The following is a 9400-nucleotide window of genomic DNA, read 5'->3' on the forward strand; positions in this document are numbered from 1 at the left end:
CCTGGCGCCAGGACAGGGTCCGGCGCCAGGCTCGGGTGCAGGGCAGGGCGCTCAGGCTCCGCAGATCCGGATCACTTCAGGTCGAAGCGGTCCAGGTTCATCACCTTGGTCCAGGCGGCCACGAAGTCGCGCACGAACTTGGGCTGCGCATCGGCGCTGGCGTAGACCTCGGCCAAGGCACGCAGTTGCGAGTTGGAGCCGAACACCAGGTCCACCACCGTGCCGGTCCACCGGGGTGCACCCGTGGCGCGGTCTCGGCCTTCGAGCACACCCTCGGCACCCGCGGACCGGCTCCACACCGTGCCCATGTCGAGCAGGTTGACGAAGAAGTCGTTGCTCAGCGTGCCGGGGCGGTCGGTGAACACCCCGTGCGCGGCCTGGCCGACGTTGGCGTCGAGCGCGCGCAGGCCGCCCACCAGCACTGTCATCTCGGGCGCGGTCAAGGTGAGCAGGTTGGCCTTGTCGAGCAGACGCTCGGCGGCCGAGCTCTCCAGGCCCGCGCGCACGTGGTTGCGGAAGCCGTCGGCCACCGGCTCCAGCGGCGCGAACGAGTCCACGTCGGTCTGTGCCTGCGTCGCGTCGGTGCGACCGGGTGAGAACGGCACCGTCACGTCGTGACCGGCCTTTTTCGCGGCGGCTTCGACCGCTGCACAGCCGCCCAGCACGATCAGGTCGGCCAGCGAGATCTTCTTGCCGCCGGACTGGGCGGCGTTGAACCCGGCCTGCACGGCTTCGAGCTTGGCCAGCACCTGTGCCAACTCGGCGGGCTGGTTCACCGCCCAGTCTTTCTGCGGCGCCAGGCGGATGCGCGCACCGTTGGCGCCACCGCGCTTGTCGGAGCCGCGGAAGGTCGAGGCCGAGGCCCAGGCCGTGTTGACCAGTTGCGGGATCGACAGGCCACTGGCGAGCACCGTGGCCTTGAGCGCAGCGATGTCCTGCTCGTTGACCAGCGGGTGGTCGACCGCGGGCACCGGGTCTTGCCAGATCAGTTCTTCTTTGGGCACCAGCGGGCCGAGGTAGCGGGTGACCGGGCCCATGTCGCGGTGGGTCAGCTTGTACCAGGCGCGTGCAAAGGCGTCGGCCAGTTTCTGCGGGTTGGCCATGAAGTCGCGCGAGATCTTTTCGTAGACCGGGTCCATGCGCATGCCCATGTCGGCCGTGGTCATCATGGGCAGCTGGCGTTTGCCCGGGATGTGTGCATCGGGCGCCGTGGCCGCGTCGGGGTTCTTGGGCTTCCACTGGTGCGCGCCAGCCGGGCTCTTGGTCAGCTCCCATTCGTTGCCGAACAGGGTCTCGAAGTAGCTGTTGTCCCAGGTGGTGGGCGTCGGGGTCCAGGGGCCTTCGATGCCGCTGGTGATGGCGTCGGAGCCCTTGCCGCTGCCGAAGCTGTTCTTCCAGCCCAGGCCTTGTTCTTCAATGCCGGCGCCCTCGGGCTCGGGACCCACGTATTTACCGGGGTCTGCCGCGCCGTGCGACTTGCCGAAGGTGTGGCCCCCGGCGGTGAGCGCCACGGTCTCTTCGTCGTTCATGGCCATGCGGGCGAAGGTCTCGCGCACGTCGCGCGCCGAGCCCAGCGGGTCCGGCTGGCCGTTCGGGCCTTCGGGGTTCACGTAGATCAGGCCCATCTGCACGGCGCCCAGCGGGTTCTCGAGTTCGCGGTCGCCGGTGTAGCGCTTGTCGCCCATCCACTGCGACTCGGGGCCCCAGTAGATCTCTTCGGGTTCCCACACGTCGGCACGGCCGCCGGCGAAGCCGAAGGTCTTGAGACCCATGGAATCCAGCGCCACGTTGCCCGCGAGGATCATCAGGTCGGCCCACGACAGCTTGTTGCCGTACTTCTGCTTGATCGGCCAGAGCAGGCGGCGCGCCTTGTCGAGGTTGCCGTTGTCGGGCCAGCTGTTGAGCGGCGCGAAGCGCTGCGTGCCGGCGCCGGCGCCGCCACGACCATCGGCAATGCGGTAGGTGCCGGCGCTGTGCCAGGCCATGCGGATGAAGAAGGGGCCGTAGTGGCCGTAGTCGGCCGGCCACCAGTCCTGCGAGTCGGTCATCAGGGCGTGCAGATCCTTGACCACGGCGTCCAGGTCCAGGCTTTTGAAGGCCTCGGCGTAGTCAAAATCTTCCCCCATCGGATTGGTCAGCGGGGAGTGCTGGTTGAGCAGCTTGACGTTGAGCTGGTTGGGCCACCAGTCGGCGTTGGTGGCCGAACCGGCGACGGCATTTTGCGGTGTGCCGGTGGAAAACGGGCATTGGGCTTGGTCTGACACGTTGATCTCCTTGTGTGTTGTCGGGGGCGGGCGAACGATCGACTTTAGGCACTGAAGATGAAACCTTCAATGCAATTCTCGCAATGAAACCCATAGGCACCGGGTGCGCCGGCACCCTAGCCCTGGTGCGGGCGGGGGCCGGGCAGCAAGGCCTTTGCCGCCTCGATGCGCAGTGCCAGCGGCACCGAGCTGTCGTTCATGACCCCCCGCAGAAAGCTTTCCGGGTCTTGCGGAGCATGGGCTGCCTGCCCGGCAGGGACAGCTGCGGTGGCGGCGGGCGCCACGGGCCGCAGGCGCTGCAGCGCGGTTTCGAAGTCGGCGCTCTGGATGCTCTTGAGGCGGGAGAGCAGGTCGGCCTGGTTGTCCTCGCCGGGCGGCAGGTCCAGCGAGGGATCGTCGGCGAACACCGCGGCCAGGTCGGCGCTCACGAACGCGGACCACTGGCCCGAGTCGGCATGCCGCGCAGGCACCAGGCGGGTGTGCCCGGCCGGGCCGGGCGCGAAGCTGATGCGTGCGGGCGCCAGCGTGTCCAGGTAGCGCAGGCGAAGCAGCTCAAGAAACGCATGCGCCTGCACCGGTGGCACCGGTTGCGCCAGCGAGAACCACAGCTGGTAGCCGTCGGCACCACACACCGCAATGGCGGGCGCGGGCAGTTCAAGATCGGCCTGCACGCCTTGCCACACGCGGCTGATGGCGTCCCAGTCGGCCGGCCGCGCCAGCCCCAGCACCAGGGCGCGGGTCTGCCCGTCGGCGTCGACCAGGCGGGACTCGTCGACCGCGTCCTGTCCGTCAGCGGGTGGCGAAAGGTACAGCCGGGAGAGTTCGGTGTGCAGTCGTTTCATGGTGTCAGCGCCGGATGCGGTGGCCGGTCTTGAACACCCACCACACCACACCCAGACAGGTGAACATGAACGCGAGCGTCATGCCGGTGCTCACCGCGATGTGCACGTCGGCCGCGCCGTAGAAGGCCCAGCGCAGGCCGCTGATGAGATAGACCACCGGGTTGAACAGCGAGACCGTCTGCCACACGGGCGGCAACATGTTGATGCTGTAGAAGGCGCCACCGAGGAAGGTCAGCGGCGTGATGATCAGCAGCGGAATCACCTGCAGTTTCTGGAAGCTGTCGGCCCACAGGCCGATGATGAAACCGAACAGGCAGAAGGTGACGGCGGTGAGGATCAGGAAGCCCACCATCCACACCGGGTGCGCCACCTCGTAGGGCACGAACAGGCGCGCCGTGAGCAGGATCAGCAGGCCCAGCGTGAGGCTCTTGGTGGCCGCCGCGCCCACATAACCCAGCAGCACCTCGACCCAGTTCACCGGCGCGCTCAGCAGCTCGTAGATGGTGCCCGACCATTTGGGCATGTAGATGCCGAAGGCGGCGTTCGAAATGCTCTCGCTCAGCAGCGAGAGCATGAGCAGGCCGGGAATGATGTAGGCGCCGTAGCTCACACCGTCGATGTCGCCCATGCGCGAGCCGATGGCCGAGCCGAAGACGATGAAATACAGCGAGGTGCTGAGCACCGGCGCAATGATGCTTTGCGCCCAGGTGCGCAGGGCACGGTTCATTTCGAACTGGTAAATCGCGCGCACCGCGTGGATGTTCAAACCGATCATGCCCGGGCCTCTTCTTTCTTCTCGTGCACCAGGCTGACAAAGATGTCTTCGAGCGAACTCTCGCTGGAGCGCAGGTCCTTGAACTGGATGTGCTGTTCGCCCAGCGCGCGCAGCAGCTCGGCGATGCCGGTGTCTTCCTTCTGCGCGTCGAAGGTGTAGGTGAGGGCGTGGCCGCCCTCGGTGATCTCCAGCGCCCACGGCGCCAGCGCCTCGGGAATGCTGTTGATGGTCTGCTGCAGCGTGAGCGTGAGCTGCTTCTTGCCCAGCTGGCGCATGAGCACGTGTTTGTCCTCCACCAGGATCAGCTCGCCCTTGGCGATCACGCCGATGCGGTCGGCCATGTCTTCGGCTTCTTCGATGTAGTGCGTGGTGAGGATGATGGTGGTGCCCGCCTCGCGCAGCGCGCGCACCATGCGCCACATGTCGTGGCGCAGTTCCACGTCCACGCCGGCACTCGGCTCATCCAGAAACAGGATCCTGGGTTCGTGCGACAGCGCCTTGGCTATCAGCACACGGCGCTTCATGCCGCCAGAGAGCGCCATGATCTTGCTGTCCTTCTTGTCCCACAGCGACAGGTCCTTGAGGATCTTCTCGATGTAGGCCGGATCGGGCGCCTTGCCGAAGAGGCCCCGGCTGAAGCTCACCGTGGCCCAGACGGTCTCAAACGAATCGGTGTGCAGCTCCTGCGGCACCAGGCCGATGGCGGCTCGCGCGGCGCGGTAGTCGCGCACGGTGTCATGGCCGTCGGCCACCACCGTGCCTTCGGTGGCGTTGACCATGCCGCAGATGACGCTGATCAGCGTGGTCTTGCCGGCGCCGTTGGGGCCGAGCAGGGCCAGGATTTCGCCGCGGCGGATGTCCAGGTTGACCTGCTTAAGCGCCTGGAAACCGCCCGCATAGGTTTTGCTGACGCCGCGCACGGACACGATGGCCTCGGGAGTGGGGCTGGCTGGAATGGAAGGCATGGGGGCTCCACGGACAGTGGATGAAAAAGGCTGGAACAAGGCGTGAGTTTAGGCTGTATCTGTGTACAGTGTCCGCTCCATGTCCACCGTCCACATTCCGCTGCAGGCCATCAAGGGCCGCGGGCTGGCCCAGCACCATCCGCACCGCTTCGAGCGCGACGCCCGCGAAGCCTTTGACGATGGCTGGGGTGCCCTCGGCGACGCGGTGCAGGCGCGCGACCAGGCACCTCCGCCGGCCACCGAGGTGAGCTTTGAAGACGCCAGGAGCGCCATCACCCACAACGACTCGCCCGACATCGGCTTTCGCCTGGGGCTCAACCCGTACCGGGGCTGTGAGCACGGCTGTGTGTACTGCTACGCGCGGCCCAGCCACAGTTTCCTCAATCTGTCGCCCGGCATTGACTTCGAGACGAAGCTGATCGCCAAACGCAACATCGCGCAGGTGCTGCAGCGCGAACTGGCCAGCCCGCGCCATGTGCCCGGGCTGCTCGCCATCGGCACCGTGACCGATGCCTATCAGCCGATCGAACGCGAACTGCGCCTCATGCGCGGCGTGTTGCAGGTGCTCGGCGACACGCGCCACCCGCTGGCCATCGTCACCAAGGGCAGCGGGGTGGAGCGCGACATCGACCTGCTCGCGCCCATGGCTGCACAGGGTCTGGCGGCGGTGTACGTGACCATCACCTCGCTCGACGCGAAACTCACCCGCCTGCTGGAGCCGCGCGCTGCCGCGCCGCACCGCCGCCTGCGCACCATCCGCACGCTGGCCGAGGCCGGCGTTCCGGTGGGCGTGAGCGTGGCACCGCAGATCCCGTTCATCAACGACGACATGGAGCAGGTGCTGGAGGCCGCCTTCGAAGCCGGTGCCCGGCGCGCCTTCTACACCGTGCTGCGCCTGCCGCACGAATTGAGTCCCCTGTTTCGCCAGTGGCTGGAGCTGCATTACCCGGACCGCGCCGCGCGCGTGATGGCCCGCGTGCAGGAGATGCGCGGCGGGCGCGACTACAACGCCGACTTCTCGCAGCGCATGAAGGGCGAGGGCGTGTGGGCCGACCTGCTGCGCCAGCGCTTCGAGAAAACCTGTGACCGCCTGGGGTTCGCGCGCGAACGCGAACCCCTGAACACCGGTCTCTTCAGGCCGGCGGGCCTGCAGGGGCAGCAGTCGCTGTTCTGAGCAGCGCCAGCGCATCCGTGCGCCAGTGGTGCAAGGCCTCGTAAAAACCTTCCCACACGCAGCCGTTGCAGCCACGACCGCAGCAGGTGTCGGGCTCGGGCGGAGGCGCGCGCATGGCGCTGTCCAGCGCCAGGCCCTGGCGCTGCGCCACGGCGCGCAGGTGCGCCACCAGGGCTTGCGCCGTGGCCAGGTCGGCCAGGGGCACGAGCGCCGGGTCGTGGCGCACGAAGCGGGGTTGAATGCGCCCTTCGAATTCGCCCGTTTCGCCAAACATGGCAGCGGGCCGAACCCACTGGCCCCAGCCGCCGTAGAGCGCGCGGTAGAGCGTCATGCCCTGCAGGGTTTCGCTGCATCGCACGGTGTCGATCACCTCGTACCAGCCGCCCTTGTAGTGGCGGTACAGACCGGGAGGGGTGGCTGGCAGCGGGGGCAGGTCGCCGTCGTGTGGCGGGGCGGGGTTGGCGGGGTATGGCATGAGTCTGCCGATTCTAGGGAGGAGCGCCTTATCCTTGACCCCTGCCCCTACCGGACGCCAAGGCGAACACCCATGCTGGACCTGCTGATCACCCACGCCACCCTGCCCGACGGCCGCACCGACATGGGCGTGGCGGTGCAGGCCGGGCGCATCACCGAGGTGGGTGCCGGCCTGGCTGCACCCGCGCTCGAGACGGTCGATGCCGCCGGCCAGTTGCTCACGCCGCCGTTTTGCGATCCGCACTTTCACCTCGACGCCACGCTGAGCCACGGCCAGCCGCGGGTGAACCAGAGCGGCACGCTGCTCGAAGGCATTGCCGTCTGGGGCGAACTCAAACCCCTGCTGACCGAAGAAGCCCTGCTTGAACGCGCCCTGGCCTACGGCGACTGGGCCGTGGCCAAGGGCCTGCTGGCGATTCGCAGCCATGTGGACACCAGCGACGCCGGCCTGCTGCCGGTGCGCGCCATGCTCGAAGCCCGGCGCCTCATGGCGCCCTACCTCGACATCCAGCTGGTGGCATTTCCGCAAGACGGCCTGCTGCGCTCGCCCGGCGGACTCGACAACCTCAAGCGCGCACTCGACCTGGGTGTGGACGTGGTCGGCGGCATTCCGCATTTCGAGCGCACCTATCAAGAGGGAACCGCCAGCATCAAGCTGCTGTGCGAACTGGCCGCGGACCGTGGCCTGCCGGTGGACATGCACTGCGACGAAAGCGACGACCCGCTCTCGCGTCACATCGAGACCCTGGCCTTCGAGACACAACGCCTGGGCCTGCAGGGTCGTGTGAACGGCTCGCACCTGACCTCCATGCACAGCATGGACAACGACTTTGTTTCCAAGCTGATTCCGCTGATCGCAGAAAGCGGCGTGAGCGCGGTGGCCAACCCGCTGATCAACATCACGCTGCAGGGCCGGCGCGACAGCTACCCCAGGCGACGCGGCATGACGCGTGTGCCCGAGCTCATGGCCGCGGGCGTCACGGTGGCCTTTGGCCACGACTGCGTGATGGACCCCTGGTACTCGCTGGGCAGCGGCGACATGCTGGAGGTGGCCCACATGGGCCTGCACGTGGCCCAGATGACCAGCCAGGCCGGCATGCGCCAGTGTTTCGACGCCGTGACCACGAACGCGGCGAAGGTGATGGGATTGAGCGGCCATGGCATCGCGCCCGGATCCGACGCCAGCTTCGTGCTGTTGCAGGCGCGCGATCCGGTCGAGGCCATCCGCCTGCGCGCGACCCGCCTGAAGGTGTGGCGCAAGGGCCGGCTGCTGTCGGAGACGGCACCCGTGATCGCGCGCCTGAGCCTGCCCGCTCGAACCGGGGCGGCGTCATGAATGCGTTCGGCAAACGCGCGGTGGGCGCGCGCCTGGAACGCATGCAGGCCTCGGCGATGTGGAACGGCCTGGGATTTCGCAACCTGCATCCGCCCTTGCCCGGGCTGCGCGACGCCACCGTGCCCCGGCCCACGCTCAAGGAATTCCTGAGCACCGGCGGCCGGCGCGCGCCGACCGGGCCACTGCCCTCGCAAGACCCGCGTGAAGCCTGGAGCCGCCCGGCGCAAAGTGGCCTGCGCGCCACCTGGCTGGGGCACTCCACGGTGCTGATCGAGATCGACGGCCACCGCGTGCTGACCGATCCGGTGTGGGGCACGCGCGCGTCCCCCTTCCGCCTGCTCGGCCCGAAGCGATTCCAGCCGGTGCCGCTGCGCCTGCGGCAGATGCCCGAGGTGGACGTGGTGGTGATCTCGCACGACCACTACGACCACCTGGACTACCCCACCATCCGCGCACTGGCGAAGCACAGCGCCGTGCCCTTCGTCACCTCGCTGGGCGTGGGCGCCCACCTGCAGGCCTGGGGCGTGGCGGCCGAACGCATCACCGAACTGGACTGGTGGGAAAGCCACCGCGTGCCCGGCACGGGTCTGACCATCACCGCCGCGCCGTCGCAGCATTTTTCTGGCCGTGGCCTCAAAGACCGCAACGCGACGCTGTGGTCGTCCATGGTGGTGCAGTCCGGGCAGCACCAGGTGTTCTTCAGCGGCGACACCGGCCTGACCACCGAGTACGCCACCATCCGCGAGCGGCTGGGCCCGTTCGACCTGGTGATGCTGGAAGTGGGCGCCTTCCACCCCTCGTGGGGCGACATCCACCTCGGACCGGTGAACGCCCTGAAGGCCCACGCGCTGCTCGGCGGCGGCGCATTCCTGCCGGTGCACTGGGGCACCTTCAGCCTGGCCATGCACGCCTGGGACGAACCGGTGGAGACCCTGCTGCAAATCGCACCATCGCAAGGCGTGCCGCTGCTCATGCCGCGCCTGGGCGAAGCGGTGGAGCCGGCCCGCCTGGAGGCGGTGGTGCCCTGGTGGCGCGACCTGGCCCAGGGCACACCGCCGACGCGTCCCGTCGAGGTGCCTGCGCTGCAGCGCGAGCTGCCCTGGCCGCTGGACTGAGCCGGCGGCGCGACCGCATGGCCAGCCGCATGGCACTTGGCCTGCGATGCGCTCGCTGTCATCATCCACTGCGCGGGGCAGGCATCACGCCGCCGGCGTGCGCCGAACTCAAACGTCAAGCCTGGAAATCAAGTCTGCTGCCATGTTCGCTGTCTGGTTGTGTGGGTCGGTTGCCGCGGTTCTGTTCGCTGGACTGGCCTGGTTTCTTGCGCCGCTGAACCCGGGTGTTCTTGCGCTGCAGTTCGCCTTCACGCCGCAGGCCTTCGACGCCATCATCCAGACCTGGCCCCCAGAGCACCTGGCCCGCTACCGGCTTCATCTCCCGTTCGACTGTCTGTTGCTGCTCGCCTATGGTTCGTTCGGCCACCTGCTGGCCACACGCTCCAGCCTCTTCGCCCGACTAGGTGTGAAGCTTCAATAGGTTGTATCGGGTGTTCACCCGGATTGAGTCTGAG

Annotated in this window: 9 protein-coding genes and 1 pseudogene; 4 read left to right on the plus strand and 6 right to left on the minus strand. The window is 67.9% G+C overall.

Features of this window, described 5'->3' with window-relative positions; all coding sequences use genetic code 11:
• Positions 1–71: 71 nt before the first annotated feature.
• The 4 genes from katG to QUV35_RS12835 form a co-directional block, all read right to left on the minus strand.
• Positions 72–2264: a catalase/peroxidase HPI gene (gene katG / locus QUV35_RS12820; RefSeq protein WP_300874530.1), complete on the minus strand. Its 2193-nt coding sequence runs from the start codon at positions 2262–2264 to the stop codon at positions 72–74.
• A 116-nt stretch (positions 2265–2380) separates the two neighbouring features.
• Positions 2381–3106 (minus strand): hypothetical protein, encoded by a 726-nt coding sequence (locus tag QUV35_RS12825; RefSeq protein WP_300874532.1) that lies wholly within the window; start codon positions 3104–3106, stop codon positions 2381–2383.
• Between the two features lie 4 nt (positions 3107–3110).
• Positions 3111–3872 carry an ABC transporter permease gene (locus QUV35_RS12830; RefSeq protein WP_300874551.1) on the minus strand — a complete coding sequence of 254 codons (762 nt, stop codon included), beginning with the start codon at positions 3870–3872 and terminating at the stop codon, positions 3111–3113.
• A 5-nt stretch (positions 3873–3877) separates the two neighbouring features.
• A complete protein-coding gene (locus QUV35_RS12835) occupies positions 3878–4846 on the minus strand; it encodes an ABC transporter ATP-binding protein (RefSeq protein WP_300874535.1) in 969 nt (322 codons plus the stop codon).
• A 79-nt stretch (positions 4847–4925) separates the two neighbouring features.
• Between QUV35_RS12835 and QUV35_RS12840 the strand changes: the two genes are divergently transcribed.
• On the plus strand, positions 4926–6020 hold the full coding sequence (locus QUV35_RS12840; RefSeq protein ID WP_300874538.1) for a PA0069 family radical SAM protein: 1095 nt from the start codon (positions 4926–4928) through the stop codon (positions 6018–6020).
• Here QUV35_RS12840 and QUV35_RS12845 read toward each other — a convergent pair.
• Positions 5980–6135 carry an oxidoreductase-like domain-containing protein gene (locus QUV35_RS12845; RefSeq protein ID WP_366945433.1) on the minus strand — a complete coding sequence of 52 codons (156 nt, stop codon included), beginning with the start codon at positions 6133–6135 and terminating at the stop codon, positions 5980–5982. The genes QUV35_RS12840 and QUV35_RS12845 overlap by 41 nt on opposite strands.
• 105 nt (positions 6136–6240) lie before the next feature.
• Positions 6241–6495: pseudogene (locus QUV35_RS12850) on the minus strand (DUF1653 domain-containing protein); the annotation flags it as partial.
• 72 nt (positions 6496–6567) lie between these two features.
• Between QUV35_RS12850 and QUV35_RS12855 the strand changes: the two are divergent.
• The 3 genes from QUV35_RS12855 (at position 6568) to QUV35_RS12865 (ending at position 9366) form a co-directional block, all read left to right on the plus strand.
• On the plus strand, positions 6568–7830 hold the full coding sequence (locus QUV35_RS12855; RefSeq protein ID WP_300874541.1) for an amidohydrolase family protein: 1263 nt from the start codon (positions 6568–6570) through the stop codon (positions 7828–7830).
• The gene (locus tag QUV35_RS12860) at positions 7827–8945 is read left to right on the plus strand and encodes an MBL fold metallo-hydrolase (protein WP_300874543.1); all 1119 of its coding nucleotides are present in this window, start codon (positions 7827–7829) and stop codon (positions 8943–8945) included. The genes QUV35_RS12855 and QUV35_RS12860 overlap by 4 nt, the downstream gene beginning before the upstream one ends.
• 142 nt (positions 8946–9087) lie before the next feature.
• Complete coding sequence (locus tag QUV35_RS12865; RefSeq protein WP_300874546.1) at positions 9088–9366, plus strand: hypothetical protein; 279 nt, start codon at positions 9088–9090, stop codon at positions 9364–9366.
• Positions 9367–9400: the final 34 nt, after the last annotated feature.

The organism is Hydrogenophaga sp. (assembly GCF_030373225.1).
GTDB lineage: Bacteria > Pseudomonadota > Gammaproteobacteria > Burkholderiales > Burkholderiaceae_C > Hydrogenophaga.